Below are 17,060 nucleotides of genomic sequence, written 5' to 3'. Positions count from 1 at the left end.
CAACAACTGAACTCGCACGGTGTTGAGAAACTCCACCACTCAGAGGGACGTCACCCCGGCCGAAGTCCGACGCCTCGAACAGCCTGCGGTCACGCGCCCTCACCGCGGCGGAAGTGCAACTCCTGCTCGCGTCGATCGATGACGCGCACTACAGGCGCTACATCGCTGGCCTGGTCTACACGGGTATGCGCGCCAATGAGGCGACAGCATTGCGCATCGAGGACGTCGACCTTGCGCATCGCACCATTCACGTCCGTCGTGCCTTCAGCATCGGCGCTGACGGTCGCGGCATCGAACTGACGCCGAAGAGCCACAAGGAAAGGGATGTCCCGATCCCGACGGCGCTCGTCGGGCCACTAACCGAGGCGATGGCCGGCAAGCGGCGAGGCAATCTCGTTTTTACCGGTCCGCGAGGCGGTCGAATCAACGCGTCTAACGTCCGACGGGCCATCGACTGGAAGACGGTCCGGACGCAGCTCCACCGCAACGACCTCCGTATCCACGACCTGCGGCACACGCTCGCGACGCTTCTGTTCGACGCGGGAGCCTCGGCGAACGATGTCCAGGCCGTGCTCGGCCACTCGAGCATGCAGATGACCGAGCGTTACAGCCGCTCTCGATCCGATGTCGCCAAGCGCGCGGCTGCCGCCATTGATTCGCTCTTCGACTCGGGACTGGGATCGGGCTAAGAGGAGGCGAGATGGCCATCATCCGAAACGAAGCCGGCGCGATAATGCTTGGCGCTGATCGGCTACCAGGGAGCGTGTGGGGCTCTAACCTGCGGGCGATCCTTCCGACGTCCAGATGGGTTGCACTGAGTCGTCGCACCGCAGAGCGCGCCGGTCGGGTGTGTCAGGTATGCGACCAGCCCTCCTACTACGGCGAGGGCACGCGCAATCCGGACTGTCACGAGATCTGGCAGTTCGACGCGGTGGCGTCGCGTCCTATCCAGCGACTCGGAGGAGTGATCGCCCTGTGCGGGGCGTGCCATGAGACACAGCACTCCGGGCTGGCGGAAACTTAATGACCGTTGGGAGTCGGTCATCGCGACGCTGTGCCGAGTGAATCGGTGGCACAGAGCGGATGCCGAGGCGGACATCGAGCGTTCCCGCGAACGCTATCGCGAGCTTTCGAGCACCGAGTGGGATCTGGATCTCACACTGCTCAAGGGATGGGTGACGCTCGATGGGTATCCCGACCTTGTGATCCCGTCTGATGATCGCGCAAACCTGGGGAACACACTCGACAAGACCAAGCGGAAGCTCTTGCTCATCGTTGGGGCCGAGGTTCCGGGCACGATCTGGAGGTGGTGACGTGAGCGAAGAGGAATCCAGGTTCGCGACCGCGCTGGATGTGGTCCGCGCCGCAGCGAGGGGCGAGATCTCGCGCGAAGAGCTGGTGAGCCAGCTCCGGTCCTGGAAGTACGACCCGCAGTACAAGACGACCAGTCTCGCGGACGACTGGGACGAGCGGCCGAACAGCTTCGATGCAGTCGAGTACGCGTTCGTGGCGGAGCTGATCGACGAGGGAGCCTATGAATTGATTCTCGAGCGTCCTGGCCACGAGTCGAACGGACGGGGCGGCGGACTCTAAACACTCGCGCTATCCTGGCGGGTTGTCCAGGGAGGGCGATGGTCGCTCACGAGGCCGCTCAGCCAAGTGGGCGTGGTCGCGTTGCCGGCAAGATTTGAAGGGAAAGAAAATCGACAACGTGGCACGCTTAGATGAAGAACTCGAGCGTTTTTACGCGCGACTGGCCGCGCGCGCCGAAGCCGAGGACTACTGCCAGATCGAGTTAGTGCTGGACGTCCCCTCTACAGAGAGAGCTGCGGAAACAGAGTTGGACCGACTCATCCAGGAGTCGGACCGGGCCCGGTGTAGTCAGTGGGGACGGATTCAAGTTCCCTGACCAGCCCCAATGTGTTGTCGTGTTCGAAAACACATTGCGTACGCGCGGATCGCGGTTCCATCGAACCGATGGTGGGTGCGAAAGCGCGCCCGGTATTCGCATGTCCGAAGCGCATGCCATAGTTCTGGGAACGTGCCAAGACATCAGCCTGGGGTGGTGCACACATGAAAATCGATCGTCTCGAGATTCGCTTCTTCAAGTCGTTCAACTTCGACTACGAGCGTAAGTGGTCGAACAAGAGCGAGCCTGCGTTCTGGGAGGACACCACTGAGGGCTGGTACCCGTTCGTCCGGGTCAAAATCGACCCCTCCATCACCGCGGTGGTCGGTGCGAACGAGGCCGGGAAGACTCAGCTACTCGACGCCCTGGAGATCGCTCTCACTGGTAGGGGAATCGATGAAGGTGATTTCTGCCGTTACAGCACGTTCTACTCAGTTGAAAAGGGTCGTGTACGCGCGCCGGAGTTCGGTGTCGCCCTCCGGATCGAGAACGAGAACGAGCTCGCAGTGCTGCAAGCAATCGTTCCGCAGGCAACCAGCGACCAGCAGTTCACGCTTTGTCGCCCGGGACGTCGTCCGTCCTTCATCATTCTCAATGGTGGAGCTGAAGTCTTCGAGCTGAGCGCGTCGCAGGTTGCGGCGCTAGACAGCGTTCTGCCGCCCGTGTTTCGGTTGCGCACGGATTTGGGCATGCCGGACTCGCTTTCGATCGACGCATTGGCGGACGGGACTCGGCACGCGTTCGACTCTCGGAGGCGACGTTCAGCCGTGTTTGGGGCACTTCGCGGTGGTGCTTGGTCGGCTGCGGCCGAGTTCGCTGCGCACGTTTTCCCGGTTTGGCAGAGTCATATTGCATCGCCGGACACGGAGGCTGAAGCTCGACGAAACTCCGAGTTTGAGCTCGGTCGGAAGCTCCTAGTGGATATTGCGGGAATCGATCCCGCGTCGTTTGCTCGATTGCGAGCAGCGATTGCCAACGAAGAAGAGGGAGAGATTGAAGGACTCGTAAGAGCGATGAACATCGCCATTGCCGAGAATCTCAACTTCAAGCGGTGGTGGTCCCAAGACACGGATTTCGAGCTAGAAGTGAAGGCACGAGAGCATGAATTGGCGCTCGTCATCCGGGACCGTACCCGCGCTTCGTACTCGTTCGACGAGCGTAGCCAGGGGCTGAGGTTCTTCCTTAGCTATTTTGTGCAGTTGACCGCGCACAGGCGAGGGCTCGTTGGCCCGGAGGTCATGCTTCTGGATGAACCGGATGCGTACCTGTCGAGCCGCGGGCAGCAGGATCTTCTACGGGTCATCTCTGACTACGCGACACCCGAAGACGGAACTCACAAACACCAAGTCGTTTACGTCACGCATTCTCCATTCCTGATTGACAGAAACGCGGGTCATCGACTTCGAGTACTAGACAAGGGGGCGGAGGACGAGGGTACGCGGGTGGTCAAAGATGCCACTCAAAATCACTACGAACCGCTTCGTACCTCCCTGGGCGCCACGGTGGCTGAAACCGCCTTCATCGGCGGGTCAAACCTGTTCGTGGAAGGGCTTGCGGATCAAGTCATGCTGGCCGGCGCGTCCGCCTATTTTCGACGAACGAACGACGACCACGACTACCTTGACCTGAACGAGCTGACTATAGTTCCGAGCGGATCCGCCGAGTCGATCCCCTACATGGTGTTTCTCGCTCGAGGCCGTGACCAGGTGAAGCCAGCATGTGTCGGTCTCTTTGATGGCGATAAAGCGGGCAAAGCGGCTGCCAAGACGATGCGGGAGAGGCTGGTTCACCGACGGGCGATCATTCCTGAGGAGTGCATTGTTGAGCTCGACGTCTGGGCCCAGGCGCGCTCGCCTTTCGTGCACGAAGCAGTCGTATTGCGCGAAATCGAAGACCTAGTACATCCCGAGTTCGCGACGTCCGCGGCGAGGGTGCACGCGAAGATGATCGAGGGTTTCGACGATGAAGCGGTATCCGCGCTGACAGCGGATGCCGTGGTCGCAGCTGTGGCAGCGAAGGATGGGTCCCTCTGGGATGGGCTGGACGTTGCCTACCGGAAGGCCTTCAAGGGGGCGCACATCGAGAAGGTCGGCTTCGCTCGTGCTGTAGTCGAGCTGTTCGAGGGCACGCTCGCGTCAAGCACCCGCATCCCCGGCCAAGAAGAGACCGAGCTTGCTATGCGTGCGTTGCTACGCGATCTCTCCGACCGCCTCGCCTCAGCTAGCGCCGAGGAAACCCAACGTCGAAGCGATCGAAGGTTGAGTGGGAAGGTCCGGGAGTTCCAACGCGACCACCAGGACTCAATATCGAAACGACGAGCGCGCAGCCTTCTTCGGGAGATTGATCTCATCCTCGACAGCTCGACAGCTCGGCAGATGCAGATCACGTGCGTGTCGAGCTCGAGGCGATCCGGCGTGACTTCGACTTGGATGAGCGTATCTCCGAACTCGTCCCAAGATTCGAGGGCTTCCAGGCGCGCGTCTCTGGCCTATCGCTTCAGCAGAGAATTCGGGACCAGGGGCTGGCCGCAGGTTCGGTTGCAGGACGAGGAGAGTCCGACTGAAGGGTCGGAGAAGGCGACTGCGCCGCCGAAAGCTAAGGGATCCAGCTTCCCGAAACTCGTCGCGACCGGCCCGAGACCGGCCCGAACCGTTTACCCGGCATGCGAGTCGGCATTTGCGGGGGAGGTTGTTTGGTTCGCTTTGCTCGCTCAACCACCGCGGCGTAGGCGGCCAATCGGTGGCAGAACCGTCTCTCACCAGGGCAAAGCAAAACCCCCGCGGATAGAAGCTCCGCGAGGGTTTCTAGGATGACGTAATGATCATCCGTGTGGCTCCGACGGGCGTCGATCCCGTGACCTCACGATTTTCAGTCGTGCGCTCTACCAACTGAGCTACAGAGCCGCGCAGCATCCATGGATGTCGCGGTCGAAACGAAAAGCCCTTCTCCAGAGAAAAGGGCCCGTCGCTCGAAGCGACCCTGACGGGACTTGAACCCGCGACCTCCGCCGTGACAGGGCGGCACGCTAACCAACTGCGCTACAGGGCCATGCGTATTGAGTTGTGATTGCCGAGAAGTGACCCCAACGGGATTCGAACCCGTGCTACCGCCGTGAAAGGGCGGCGTCCTAGGCCACTAAACGATGGGGCCGGGCAAGCCGCAAGGCTCACGCTTACCGACGCTCAAGCATACGCAATCGACCGTGGATCCGCCAATCGAGGGCGCGCCGACCCCTCATCCGGATGCTGCCGGGTGAGGATGAGCGGTGCGCCGTCGGCTATGTGTGAGCGGATGCGCGCGATTCCCGTTGCGCGTGTGGCTCATGTTGCTAGTGTGATGGGTGTTGTTCGCGAGGGGAGGCCCGCAGTGGAAGATCAGCTCCATCGCGCCGAAAGCGCGGACTCGGCGGACTCAGTGGACTGCAGCTGCGGCCCGACTCCCCAAGAGCGCAGCACCCTCTGGCCCGCCGCAGGGCGCAATTCGATCGTCACGCGGCGCAGTGCACTGACCTTCGGCGCCCTGGGCATCGCCACGCTCGGCGCGATCGGCACGGTCGCTTCGCCGTATCTCCCGCGCGCGTTCGCCGCCGACTACCCGTCATGGGACGATGTGCAGGCCGCGAAGTCGAACGAAGCCGCCAAGGCCGCCGAGGTCGCGAACATCCAGAGCCTCATTCAGGCTCTCAATGACGACGTCGCACGCACGCAGGCGGCCGCGATCGCGGCATCCGATGTCTTCTATGCCGCACAGCAGGCCTTCTTCGAACAGGCCCGCCGCGCCGACCAGCTGCAGCAGCAGGCCGACCAGCAGGCGGCACTCGCGACGGATGCTGCGAACAAGGCCGGCCGCGTAGCCGCACAGCTGTACCGCAACGGCAGCGACGACACGTCTCTGCAGCTCTTCTTCGCGGGCTCTGCTGCGTCGACCGACGATCTGCTCGCGCGTCTGGGCACGATGGACAAGCTCATCGCCCGCAACGAGGCGGTGTACGCCGACGCGGTCACCGCGCGGGATTCGGCGCAGAACCTCAGCGACACCGCCGCGAAGGCTCGCGACGAGCGCGACCGCCTGCAGAAGGACGCCGAGCAGAAGATGGCCGCCGCCCAGCAGGCGGCGGACGCTGCCAAGGCTGCTCTGGATGCTCAGACCGCCAACCTCGCGACACTCCAGGCGCAGCTGGCCGCCTTGCAAGACACCACGTCCAAGACGATCGCCGACTACCAGGCCGGCGTCGAGGCCGCACGCATCGCCGAAGAGCAGCGTCAGGCGGCGTTGCGCGCCGAGGCCCAGCGCCTCGCCGATGAGGCCGCGGCCGCCGCAGCGCAGAACAGCGGCGGCGGCGGTGGTGGCGGAGACGGCGGGGGTGGTGGCGGCGGTGGCGGTGGCGACAATGGTTCCGGGTGGGTGCGCCCCAACTGGGGCGAAGAGAGCTCCAGCTACGGGTATCGCTACGTCCAGTGCGGCAACGGATATTGCTCGAGCGGCTTCCACGAGGGCGTCGACCTGGCCGCCGGGTGCTACTCGGGAATCTTCGCAGCCACCGCGGGCCGCGTGATCTATGCCGGCTACAACGGCGGCTACGGCAACTACATCAAGATCGATCACGGCGGTGGAATCGCGACGGGCTACGGGCACATCGCGCCCGACGGCATCTTCGTCGGCTACGGCCAGTGGGTGAACGCCGGCGATCAGATCGCCGCCGAGGGTAACACCGGCAACTCGTTCGGCTGCCACCTCCACTTCGAGGTCTACATCAACGGCGCAACCGTCGACCCGGCCCCGTTCATGGCGGCCAGGGGCATTTCGGTCTGACCCTCCGGCGGTCTATCGCCGACGCGAAAGGCGGATGATGCGCCGTGCGCAGCATCCGCCCTCCGGAAGTCGAGTCAGGGAGAAGCGACTCAGATCGTCTTGGGCGACTCGCCCTCGCCCTGCGTCTTGGTCTGACCCTCGTGCTCGCCGAAGCGCACGATCGACTCGGCGAGGATGCGGTCGGCCTCGGCCTTGTCGCCCCACGCGTCGACCTTGACCCATTTGCCCGGCTCGAGGTCCTTGTAGTGCTCGAAGAAGTGCTCGATCTCGTTCTTCGTGTACTCGGGGATGTCAGCGAGGTCTTGGATGTGGCTCCAGCGCGGGTCTTTCGTGAGCACGGCGACGAGCTTGTCGTCGCCGCCGGCCTCGTCGCTCATCTTGAGCACGCCGACCGGGCGGACGTTCACCAGCACGCCGGGGAACAGCTGGACATCCAGCAGCACCAGCACGTCGAGCGGGTCGCCGTCCTCGCCGAGGGTGTTGTCGAAGAACCCGTAGTCGGCGGGGTAGCCCATGGGCGTGAACAGCACGCGGTCGAGGTAGACGCGTCCGGTGCCGTGGTCGACCTCGTACTTGACGCGGCTGCCGCGCGGGATCTCGATGACGGCGTCGTGTGCGGCCATGACAGTGCTCCTCTGTTGGTGTGTGGGGCATCGGCACGGGCCCGGATGCCGCGACCAGCCTACTCGGGGACGATCTGAACGATGGGAGTGTGCAACTACTCCGCCCCGGGAAGCGGTAGCGCGACAGAGACCCGCGGATTTCGGCACGGCGACGCTCGCCGAACCCCAGTCAGGCGGAGTTGTGGCACACCACCCCGTGAAGCCGCCCGGTACCGTGGGCTCGTGACCCCCCGACCAGGCCTCGACCCCGCCGTCGCGGAGGTCCGGCTCGCGGTGCGCAGCGCCCTCGCGCCTCTCGCGGCCGGCTCGAGGGTGGTGGTCGGGCTGTCGGGCGGCGCCGATTCGCTCGCGCTCGCGGCGGCCACGGTGTTCGAAGCGGGCAAGGCCGGGCTACGGGTGATCACGGTGACCGTGGATCACGGCCTGCAGGACGGATCGGATGTGGTCGCCGTCCGCGCAGCCGGCACGGCAGCGCTCCTCGGTGCCGACTCGCGCGTCGTCGCGGTCGACGTCGGCGCGGAGGGCGGGCCCGAGAGCGCGGCGCGCGCGGCGCGATACGCGGCGCTGCGCGATGAGGCCCGGCGTGCCGGTGCCGCCGCGATCCTCGTGGGTCACACCCTCGACGATCAGGCCGAGACAGTCCTGCTGGGCCTTGCCCGCGGAGCCGGGGGAGCAAGCCTGCAGGGCATGGCTCCGGCGTCCGAGCTCGATGGCATTCCACTCCTGCGGCCGCTGCTGGGCGTCCGGCGCGCCACGCTTCGGGCCGCGTGCGCGGCCGAGAACCTCGACCCGTGGGACGACCCCCATAACGTCGACGCGCGCTTCGCGCGCGTGCGGGTGCGCGAACGCGTGCTGCCGGTGCTCGAGTCCGAGCTCGGCCCGGGCATCGCGGAGGCGCTCGCCCGCACGGCCGAGCAGCTGCGTGAAGACACCGAGGCGTTCGCCGAGATGATCGACGAGACGATCGAAGACATCGTCGAGCACGCCGAAGCGGGCATCTCGGTGTCGGTCGCCGCGCTCGCCGCCAACCCGCCGGCGCTCCGGCACCGCATCATCCGGCACGTCGTGGCGAGCGAGTTCGGTGCGAGCCTCACGCGTTCCCAGACGCTCGAGGTCGCGCGGCTGGTCACCGACTGGACGGGCCAGGGCCCGATCGATCTGCCGGGATGCCGCGCCCACCGCTCCGGCACGCGACTGGTGTTCACGGCCGCGGCGTAGCCGTCCCTCCTAGACTCGACGCATGCGCGCGGCCGACATCCCCGATGACCTGACCCGGATCCTCGTCACCGAGGAGCAGATCCAGGACAAGCTGCACGAGCTGGCCGAACAGGTGCAGATCGACTACGAGGGCAAGGATCTTCTGCTGGTCGGCGTCCTCAAGGGTGCCGTCATGGTCATGGCCGACTTCGCCCGCGCGCTGCCGCGGCACATCGTCATCGACTGGATGGCCGTCTCGTCGTACGGAACCGGCACCCGCTCGAGCGGCGTCGTGCAGATCCGCAAGGACCTCGACACCGACCTGCACGATAAGGACGTCCTGATCGTCGAGGACATCATCGACTCGGGCCTGACGCTGAGCTGGCTGCTGGAGAACTTCGCCTCGCGTGGCGCGAAGTCGGTCTCGGTGCTGGCGCTGCTGCGCAAGCCCGATGCGATGAAGGTGCACGTCGAGTGCCGCTACGTCGGCTTCGACATCCCGAACGACTTCGTCGTCGGCTACGGCCTGGACTACGCCGAGAAGTACCGGAACCTCCGCGATGTCGCGGTGCTCGCACCGCACGTGTACGCCGAGGGCGAATACGCAGGCTAGCCACAGAATCGCCGCGCTACCCTGATTTGACCGTGTTCGCGCGGATCGTCGACGAAAGGGAACGGGCCCGGCCCGCACCATGGACTTCAAGAAGATCACCCGCAACCCCCTGATCTACGTCCTGTTGATCGGGGTGTTCCTGATCGTGGGGTTCTCGCTGATCTCGAGCCTCGGGGGCGCCAAGCAGATCTCCACCCAGGAGGGCCTGGAGCTGCTGAAGGGCTCGACGGTTACCGAGGTCACCAACACCGACGGCGACCAGCGCGTGGACATGAAGCTCTCGGAGCAGTACCAGGGTGCCAGCGACGTGCAGTTCTACTACGTGTCGGCGCGGGCGAACGAAGTCGTCAACGCGGTCAATGCGGCCAACCCCAAGGACGGCTTCAACGACGCGGTTCCGCGCGCGAGCTGGTTCGACGGGTTCATCTCGCTCCTGCTGCCGATCCTCCTGCTGGGCCTGCTCTTCTGGTTCCTGATGTCCAGCGCCCAGGGCGGCGGCAGCAAGGTCATGCAGTTCGGCAAGTCGCGCGCGAAGCTCGTCTCCAAAGAGTCGCCGACGGTCACCTTCCAGGACGTCGCCGGGTCGGACGAGGCGATCGAGGAGATGCAGGAGATCAAGGACTTCCTGAAAGATCCCGCCCGCTTCCAGGCCGTGGGTGCCCGCATTCCCAAGGGCGTGCTGTTGTATGGCCCTCCCGGAACCGGTAAGACCCTGCTCGCCCGCGCCGTGGCCGGCGAGGCCGGGGTGCCGTTCTACTCGATCTCCGGTTCGGACTTCGTCGAGATGTTCGTCGGCGTCGGCGCGAGCCGCGTCCGCGACCTGTTCAATCAGGCCAAGGAGTCGAGCCCCGCCATCATCTTCATCGATGAGATCGACGCCGTCGGGCGCCACCGCGGCGCCGGCATGGGCGGCGGCCACGACGAGCGCGAACAGACCCTCAACCAGATGCTGGTCGAGATGGACGGGTTCGACCCCAAGGTCAACGTCATCGTGATCGCGGCGACCAACCGCCCCGACATCCTCGATCCCGCACTGCTGCGCCCGGGCCGCTTCGACCGTCAGATCGGCGTCGACGCCCCCGACCTCAAGGGCCGCAAGAAGATCCTCGAAGTCCACGGCCGCGGCAAGCCGCTCGCCGACGGCGTCGACCTCGAGGTCGTCGCCCGCAAGACCCCCGGGTTCACAGGAGCGGATCTCGCGAACGTGTTGAACGAGGCCGCGCTGCTGACCGCACGCTCCAACGCGCAGCTCATCGACAACCGCGCCCTGGACGAGGCGATCGACCGCGTGATCGCCGGTCCGCAGCGCCGCACGCGGGTCATGCGCGACAAGGAGAAGCTGATCACCGCCTACCACGAGGGTGGTCACGCGCTCGCCGCGGCGGCGATGAACAACACCGACCCGGTGACCAAGGTCACGATCCTGCCCCGTGGCAAGGCGCTCGGCTACACGATGGTGCTGCCGTTGGACGACAAGTACTCGATCACCCGCAACGAGCTGCAGGATCAGCTGACCTACGCCATGGGCGGCCGCGTCGCGGAGGAGATCGTCTTCCACGACCCGACCACCGGCGCGAGCAACGACATCGAGAAGGCCACCGGCATCGCACGCAAGATGGTGACCGAGTACGGCATGACCAACGAGGTCGGGCCCGTCAAGCTCGGCTCTGCGAGCGGCGAGGTGTTCATGGGCCGCGACATGGGCCACGGTCGCGAGTTCAGCGAGAGGATCGCCGAGCGGATCGACGTCGAGGTGCGTGCGCTCATCGAGCAGGCGCACAACGAGGCCTACCAGGTCATCAACGACAACCGCGAGGTGCTCGACCGGCTCGCCCTCGAGCTGCTCGAGAAGGAGACCCTCGACCACCTCGAGCTTGCCGAGATCTTCAAGGACGTCAAGCGTCTTCCCCCGCGCCCGCAGTGGCTCTCCAGCAACGAGCGCCCGGTGTCGCAGTTGCCTCCCGTCGAGGTTCCGCAGCGTCGCCAGGACGCGGGTCTGGCCGCCTCGGTCGAGGCCGAGCGGACCGCCGCGGAGAAGGCGCCCCGGCTCCGGCCCAGCGGGCAGGCGCGTCCCGCGACCGCGTAGGCTCGGCCCGTGGCCGTTGATCATGAGCGTGTCGTCGCGCTCGTGCGCGAACTGCTCGAGGCGATCGGAGAAGATCCCGATCGCCCCGGGCTGCGGATGACCCCTGAACGCGTCGCGGAATCGTATGGCGAGTTCTTCGCAGGAGTGAGCGCGGATGCTGCGGCCCCCCTTGCCCACACGATCTCGGTTGCGCGCGGACCGGCCCCGGACACGCTGCCGTCCGGCGCCGTGATGCTCCGCGACATCCGATTCCGCTCGGTGTGCGAGCACCACCTGCTGCCCTTCCGCGGGCGGGCGCACATCGCGTACCTCCCGGGTGAGAACGTCGTGGGGCTCGGCGCCCTGCCGAAGGTGGTCGAGATCCTCGCGGCACGACCGCAGGTGCAGGAGCGGCTGGGTGAGCAGATCGCCGACACGATCGCGACATCCCTCGACGCCCGAGGGGTGCTCGTCGTGCTCGACGCCTCGCACGAGTGCGTCACGATGCGCGGCGGCAAGCAGCCGGAGGCGTCGACGGTGACGATCGCGGCGCGCGGCGAGCTCGCCGACCCCGCCGCGCGTGCGGAGCTGATCGCGTTGCTGGGCCCCTCGAGAGCCTCAGGGACCGGTTCACCCGCCTCGGAAACCGGGTGAGATGTCGACTCTGATCATGGGCGTCGTGAACGTCACGCCGGATTCGTTCAGCGACGGCGGCCGGTTCCTCGATCCTGAGGCGGCGATCGCGCACGGCCTCCGGCTGCGTGCCGAGGGCGCCGACCTGTTGGATGTCGGCGGCGAATCCACCCGCCCCGGGGCCCAGCGCGTCGACCCCCGCCTCGAGCAGGAGCGCGTCCTCCCGGTCGTACGCGAGCTCGCCGCGACGGGCATCGCCGTCAGCATCGACACGATGAACGCCGACACCGCGCTGGCGGCCGTCGCCGCGGGTGCGCGCATCGTGAACGACGTGTCGGGGGGGCTCGCCGACCCCGACCTGCTCGCCGCCGTCGCCTCCACCGACGCCGACCTCGTGCTCGGGCACTGGCGCGGTCATTCCGCCGACATGTACGCGCGCGCCGAGTACGACGACGTCGTCCGTGACGTGCTGTCCGAACTCGCCGAGCGGATCGATGCGGCGCAGGCCGCCGGCATCCCTCCGGCGCGTCTGATCACCGACCCGGGTATCGGATTCGGCAAGAGAGGCGAGCAGAACTGGGCGGTGCTGCGGGCCCTGCCGCGCCTGACCGGCCGGGGCACGCGCGTGCTCGTCGGCACGAGCCGCAAACGGTTCCTCTCCGCCGCGATCACCGCGGATGACGTCGGCTCTCAGGGCGGCGCCTTCGAACCGATCGCACCTGCCCGCCTCGACCTCGCCACCGCCGTGACGAGCGTGCTCGCCGCGCAGGCCGGAGCGTGGGCGGTCCGCGTGCACGACGTCGCGGCGACGCGGGATGCGCTGCGGGTCGCACTGAGCTGGGAAGGGGAGAGCCGATGGACGTCGTCGACGAGATCACACTGACGGGCTTGCGGGTGTTCGGCCGGCACGGCGTGTACGACCACGAGCGCCGCGACGGTCAGGACTTCGTCGTCGATCTGACGATGCTCCTCGACACCCGCCGCGCCGCACTGACCGATGACGTCGCCGACACCGTGCACTATGGCGAGGTGGCCGAAGAAGTGGCCGCGATCGTCGGTGGCGAGCCGGTCGATCTGCTCGAGACCCTCGCGGCGCGGATCGCCGACCGCCTGCTCACGAGCTTCGCGGTGCACAGCATCCGGGTGACCGTGCACAAGCCGTCCGCTCCGATCCCGCTGTCGTTCGACGACGTCTCGGTATCGATCACGCGCACGAGGCAGGTCCGATGAACCGCCGGCTCGCCCAGGGATTCGACGGTGACGCGACCCCGGTCTCGCACGCGCCGGTCGTCGCCGTCGTCGCGCTCGGCGCGAACCTCGGCGACCGTGCCGAGGCCCTGTCGTCCGCCGTCGACGCACTGCGCGCCCTTCCGCTCGTCGACGACGTGCGCGCCGCGACGCCCGTCGAATCGGTGGCCGTTAAGCCGAGCGGCCCGGATGCTGCGGCCCCCGCCTACCTCAACTCGGTCGCCCTCGTCACCACGCGCCTCGCGCCCACGGTGCTGCTGGAGTACCTGCACGCGATCGAGGCGCGCCACGGCCGCGAACGACGCGAGCGGTGGGGCGATCGCACGCTCGACCTCGACCTCATCGCCTACGGCGAGCTCTCATCGAGGACGCCTGTTCTGACGCTCCCGCACCCGCGCGCCGCCGAGCGCGCCTTCGTGCTGGCGCCGTGGCTGTCGCTCGACCCCGACGCGGTCCTGCCCGGCGCAGGGCGGGTGGACGTGCTTCTGGCGGCACTGGGCGAGGAGGAGGCTCCGTGAGGCGCACCGGTCCCGGCATCCTCGTACTCGCCGCCATCATCGGCGTCGCCGTCGGCTACCTCCTCGACAACGGCCTGACCGCCGCCGGGCGCCCCACCTTCACACCCGCGGTCACGCTCCCGATCCTGCTCGTGCTGCTCGGTCTGCTCGCGCTCGCGCTCGCCATCCCGATCCGACGCGCCACCCGAGGGGCCACAGGAGCGCCGGTGAATCCGTTCCGCGCACTGCGGGTCGCGATGCTGGCGAAGGCCTCGAGCATCGTGGGCGCCGCGGTCGGGGGCCTCGCCGTGGGCCTCGCGATCTTCCTCCTCACCCGCCCGGTCAGCCCCTCGGTAGGCTCGTTGGGGGCGATCATCGCTACTGCGGTCGCCTCCGCGATCCTCATCACGGCCGCCCTGATCTCCGAGCACCTGTGCACCATCCGGAAGGACGATGATGACCAACATCCCGGAGCCGACGGAGACGCCGGACTCTCGGAGCGCAATCACTGATCCGTCGGAGATCGCCGGGCGGGACGAAGTGCTCGACGCGCGCACCTTCGACCGGATCCGCCAGCCGCGCGGAAAGAGCCGACTGCCGCTCGGAGAGGGCACATGGCATCAGCTCGCTCGGGCGTACGTCTGGGTGCAGCTGATCTCCACCGCGAGCGTCCTGGTGATCGTGCTCGCCGTGGCGCTGGTGCTGAGCCTGGTGCTCCACCAGTGGTGGGTGTGGATCCCGGCCGGGATCGTGCTCGTGATCCTGGTGTGGACGCTCGCCATCACCCCCAGGCAGGCCCGCGCGTACGGGTACCAGCTGCGCGCCGACGACCTCGTGCTGCGCCGCGGCATCCTGTGGCAGCGCATGGTGGCTGTGCCCTACGGCCGCATGCAACTCGTCGACATCACCCACGGTCCGCTGGACCGCGGTTTCGGCATCGCGCAGCTCAAACTCGTCACCGCGGCCGCCTCCACCGGCGTCACCATCCCCGGGCTCACCCAGGAAGCCGCCGAGCGCCTGCGCGACACGCTCATCGACGTGGCCGAGAGCAGGCGGACGGGGCTGTGAGCAGCATCCCCGATCCTGAATCGCCCGCGCCGCTGCTCCACGCGCAGGCTTCGCCGCTGCATCATGCGCAGGCTTCGCCGCTGCTCCACGCGCAGGCTTCGCCGCTGAGTGACGGGGAGTGGCACCGGCTGCACCCGCTGACCCCGCTCTTCCGGGGTGGCCTGTTCCTCGTCGTGATCGTCGGCGTGCTGATCGCCAACCTGCGCGAGCGACTCATCCAGTGGTTCCTGCCGCAGCTGCCCGGCGGCGAGCTGCCACCAGACCCGGTCGACTACATCCTGAGCCACAACCTGATCCTGATCGCGCTCGTCGTCGTGCTGGCGATCGCCGTGGTCGTGTTCGTGATCTTCTCCGTGTCGTGGCGATTCCACACGTTCCGCATCACCGACGACGATGTCGAGGTGCGCAGCGGCGTGCTCTTCCGCACGCACCGTCGTGCGCCGCTCGATCGCGTGCAGGGCGTCAACCTCACCCGCCCGATGTTCGCGCGGCTGTGCGGGATGGCCAAGCTCGAGGTCGTCGGCGGTGGGCTCGATGCGAACGTCAAACTCGAGTACCTCTCCACCTCCGCCGCCGAAGAGGTGCGCGCCGACATCCTTCAGCTCGCTTCGGGTCTGCGTCTCGCGGAAGGCCGCTCAGCGCCGGAGGGCGCGCCACCGCGTCGCACGGCCGCCGCCGCCTCGGCCGTCAGCGCCGGGATCACCGGGCTCATCGCCGGAGCCGAGCAGCCCGCCGCCGAGCCCGAGTCTGTCGTGCACATCCCGACGGGGCGGCTCGTAGCATCCCACCTGCTGAGCGGGTCGACCGTGACGCTGATCGCGATCCTCGCCGCGACCGTCTGGGGCGCGATCGTCGGCACCCCCTGGGTGCTGGTCGGGTTCATCCCCGCGCTGCTCGGGTTCGGTGCGTACTGGGTGCGCGGCGTCACACGCGCCCTGCGCTATTCGATCTCACCCACCCCCGGCGGCGTGCGCATCACTTACGGGCTGTTCACGACCATCACCGAAACGCTCCCGCCGGGGCGGATCCACGCGATCGAAGTGACCCAGTCGATCCTCTGGCGACCGGCCGGATGGTGGGCCGTCACGGTCAATCGCCTCTCTGGCCGCAGTGCCGTCGACGGAGCGAACGACCAGTTCACAACGGTGCTCCCGGTCGGAACCCGCGCCGACGTCGAGCGCGTGCTGCGCCTGCTGCAGCCCGAACTGCCCGAAGCGGAATGGCCGCTCGTGTTCGAGCACGGCGTCCTCGGACCCCGCGAGGAAGACCCTTACACGAACACCCCGCGGCGGGCCCGGCTCCTTCGGCCGCTGTCGTGGGCGCGCAACGGCTTCCTGCTCACCCCCCAGGCGATCTTCACGCGACGAGGGCTGATCTGGCGCAAGCTCGCCATGTTCCCGCTCGCCCGCATGCAGAGCGTGGGCATCGAGCAGGGCCCTCTCGATCGGGCGTTGGGCGTGGCCGCGGCCCGCGTGCACACGATCGCCGGCCGGGTCTATGGGGGCCTCGGCGCGATCGATCGCGACGACGCGCTGCGCTTGTTCGCGGATGCTGAGGCCGGCGCCATCGCGGCGGCATCGGCCGACCAGAGCCATAGGTGGGCAGGATGAACCGCGACGGCAGGCTCGGCGTCGGCATCATCGGCGCGGGAAAGGTCGGGCCCGTGATCGGCGCCGCCCTCGCCGGAGCGGGGCACGCCCTCACCGGTGTCACGCACGGGTCCGACGACGAGCGGGTCGAAGCCATGCTCCCGGGCGTGCCGATGCTGGACGCGCAGGAGGTCGTCCGCCGGAGCGAACTCGTGGTCATCGCCGTCCCGCACGATCAGCTCGCGGGCCTGGTCGCAGGACTCGCCGAGGTGTCGGCGTGGCAGCCGGGGCAGCTCGTGCTGCACACCGACCCCGACTACGGGATCGAGGTGCTCGCCCCAGTGACAGCCCGAGGCGCGATCCCGCTCGCCGTGCATCCTGCGATGACCTTCACCGGCACCTCGATGGATCTGCGACAGCTGCCGACCGCGTACGCCGCGGTGACCGCGCCCGGACCGGTGCTGCCGATCGCCCAGGCGCTGGCCGTCGAGCTCGGGTGCGAGCCGGTCGTCGTGGCCGAGGCTGACCGCGCGGCATACGGCGAGGCGATCGCCGTGGCCACCGAGTTCTCGCGGTCGATCGTGCGCCAGGCCGCCGCCACGCTGCGCAAGGCCGGCGTCGACAACCCGTCGACCTACCTGTCGGCGCTCGTGCACTCCACCGTCGACCTCGCCCTGACGGATGCGGGTGGGCCGCCCGATGTCCCGCCGGCGTCCCGCTCTGCGGTGATCGAGTAGGCGCGCCAGCGCCGTATCGAGATCGAAGCCGGCGTACTACGCGGGTCCGGGCGATCTCGATACGCTCGC

At 67.4% G+C, this 17,060-nt stretch carries 17 protein-coding genes and 3 tRNA genes; 16 read left to right on the top strand and 4 right to left on the bottom strand.

Going from position 1 to position 17,060, the window contains the following annotated elements:
- Positions 1–83 precede the first annotated feature (83 nt).
- From ACFE6Z_RS16345 to ACFE6Z_RS16330, 4 genes are all read left to right on the top strand, one after another.
- On the top strand, positions 84–689 hold the full coding sequence (locus tag ACFE6Z_RS16345; RefSeq protein ID WP_375386763.1) for a tyrosine-type recombinase/integrase: 606 nt from the start codon (positions 84–86) through the stop codon (positions 687–689).
- Positions 690–989: 300 nt separating this feature from the next.
- Positions 990–1,313, top strand: coding sequence for a hypothetical protein (locus tag ACFE6Z_RS16340; protein WP_375386762.1), 324 nt, complete (start codon positions 990–992; stop codon positions 1,311–1,313).
- 1 nt (position 1,314) lies between these two features.
- On the top strand, positions 1,315–1,593 hold the full coding sequence (locus ACFE6Z_RS16335; protein ID WP_375386761.1) for a hypothetical protein: 279 nt from the start codon (positions 1,315–1,317) through the stop codon (positions 1,591–1,593).
- A 480-nt stretch (positions 1,594–2,073) separates the two neighbouring features.
- The gene (locus ACFE6Z_RS16330) at positions 2,074–4,722 is read left to right on the top strand and encodes a hypothetical protein (RefSeq protein WP_375386760.1); all 2,649 of its coding nucleotides are present in this window, start codon (positions 2,074–2,076) and stop codon (positions 4,720–4,722) included.
- Between the two features lie 17 nt (positions 4,723–4,739).
- On the opposite strand, the gene ACFE6Z_RS16325 is transcribed toward ACFE6Z_RS16330, so the two are convergent.
- From ACFE6Z_RS16325 to ACFE6Z_RS16315, 3 genes are all read right to left on the bottom strand, one after another.
- Positions 4,740–4,812: transfer RNA gene (locus ACFE6Z_RS16325), tRNA-Phe, on the bottom strand.
- 71 nt (positions 4,813–4,883) lie between these two features.
- A tRNA-Asp gene (locus ACFE6Z_RS16320) sits at positions 4,884–4,957 on the bottom strand.
- 29 nt (positions 4,958–4,986) lie between these two features.
- Positions 4,987–5,059 (bottom strand) — tRNA-Glu (locus tag ACFE6Z_RS16315).
- Between the two features lie 264 nt (positions 5,060–5,323).
- Between ACFE6Z_RS16315 and ACFE6Z_RS16310 the strand changes: the two genes are divergently transcribed.
- Complete coding sequence (locus ACFE6Z_RS16310) at positions 5,324–6,721, top strand: peptidoglycan DD-metalloendopeptidase family protein (RefSeq protein ID WP_375386759.1); 1,398 nt, start codon at positions 5,324–5,326, stop codon at positions 6,719–6,721.
- Positions 6,722–6,810: 89 nt separating this feature from the next.
- Here ACFE6Z_RS16310 and ppa read toward each other — a convergent pair whose 3' ends face one another.
- Positions 6,811–7,344 carry an inorganic diphosphatase gene (ppa, locus tag ACFE6Z_RS16305; RefSeq protein ID WP_375386758.1) on the bottom strand — a complete coding sequence of 178 codons (534 nt, stop codon included), beginning with the start codon at positions 7,342–7,344 and terminating at the stop codon, positions 6,811–6,813.
- A gap of 222 nt (positions 7,345–7,566) precedes the next feature.
- Between ppa and tilS the strand changes: the two genes are divergently transcribed.
- From tilS to ACFE6Z_RS16250, 11 genes are all read left to right on the top strand, one after another.
- Complete coding sequence (gene tilS, locus ACFE6Z_RS16300; protein ID WP_375386757.1) at positions 7,567–8,562, top strand: tRNA lysidine(34) synthetase TilS; 996 nt, start codon at positions 7,567–7,569, stop codon at positions 8,560–8,562.
- A 22-nt stretch (positions 8,563–8,584) separates the two neighbouring features.
- Positions 8,585–9,154, top strand: a complete 570-nt coding sequence (gene hpt, locus ACFE6Z_RS16295) for a hypoxanthine phosphoribosyltransferase (protein ID WP_375386756.1) — start codon at positions 8,585–8,587, stop codon at positions 9,152–9,154.
- Between the two features lie 79 nt (positions 9,155–9,233).
- A complete protein-coding gene (gene ftsH, locus ACFE6Z_RS16290) occupies positions 9,234–11,240 on the top strand; it encodes an ATP-dependent zinc metalloprotease FtsH (RefSeq protein ID WP_375386755.1) in 2,007 nt (668 codons plus the stop codon).
- Between the two features lie 9 nt (positions 11,241–11,249).
- On the top strand, positions 11,250–11,873 hold the full coding sequence (gene folE / locus ACFE6Z_RS16285) for a GTP cyclohydrolase I (RefSeq protein ID WP_375386754.1): 624 nt from the start codon (positions 11,250–11,252) through the stop codon (positions 11,871–11,873).
- A 1-nt stretch (position 11,874) separates the two neighbouring features.
- Positions 11,875–12,735 (top strand): dihydropteroate synthase, encoded by an 861-nt coding sequence (folP, locus tag ACFE6Z_RS16280; protein WP_375386753.1) that lies wholly within the window; start codon positions 11,875–11,877, stop codon positions 12,733–12,735.
- Positions 12,708–13,082 (top strand): dihydroneopterin aldolase, encoded by a 375-nt coding sequence (gene folB, locus ACFE6Z_RS16275; protein WP_375386752.1) that lies wholly within the window; start codon positions 12,708–12,710, stop codon positions 13,080–13,082. Before folP ends, folB begins: the two co-directional genes overlap by 28 nt.
- Positions 13,079–13,618 (top strand): 2-amino-4-hydroxy-6-hydroxymethyldihydropteridine diphosphokinase, encoded by a 540-nt coding sequence (gene folK, locus ACFE6Z_RS16270; RefSeq protein WP_375386751.1) that lies wholly within the window; start codon positions 13,079–13,081, stop codon positions 13,616–13,618. Before folB ends, folK begins: the two co-directional genes overlap by 4 nt.
- A complete protein-coding gene (locus tag ACFE6Z_RS16265) occupies positions 13,615–14,109 on the top strand; it encodes a DUF3180 domain-containing protein (protein ID WP_375386750.1) in 495 nt (164 codons plus the stop codon). The genes folK and ACFE6Z_RS16265 overlap by 4 nt, the downstream gene beginning before the upstream one ends.
- The gene (locus ACFE6Z_RS16260; protein WP_375386749.1) at positions 14,054–14,665 is read left to right on the top strand and encodes a PH domain-containing protein; all 612 of its coding nucleotides are present in this window, start codon (positions 14,054–14,056) and stop codon (positions 14,663–14,665) included. The genes ACFE6Z_RS16265 and ACFE6Z_RS16260 overlap by 56 nt, the downstream gene beginning before the upstream one ends.
- Complete coding sequence (locus tag ACFE6Z_RS16255) at positions 14,662–16,275, top strand: PH domain-containing protein (RefSeq protein ID WP_375386748.1); 1,614 nt, start codon at positions 14,662–14,664, stop codon at positions 16,273–16,275. The genes ACFE6Z_RS16260 and ACFE6Z_RS16255 overlap by 4 nt, the downstream gene beginning before the upstream one ends.
- Positions 16,272–16,991: a DUF2520 domain-containing protein gene (locus ACFE6Z_RS16250; protein WP_375386747.1), complete on the top strand. Its 720-nt coding sequence runs from the start codon at positions 16,272–16,274 to the stop codon at positions 16,989–16,991. The genes ACFE6Z_RS16255 and ACFE6Z_RS16250 overlap by 4 nt, the downstream gene beginning before the upstream one ends.
- Positions 16,992–17,060 lie beyond the last annotated feature (69 nt).

It is taken from the genome of uncultured Microbacterium sp., assembly GCF_964244775.1.
In the GTDB taxonomy this organism is placed as follows: domain Bacteria; phylum Actinomycetota; class Actinomycetes; order Actinomycetales; family Microbacteriaceae; genus Microbacterium.
The sequence above is the reverse complement of the archived record's forward strand: the minus strand, read 5'-3'. Positions and strand labels throughout refer to the sequence as shown.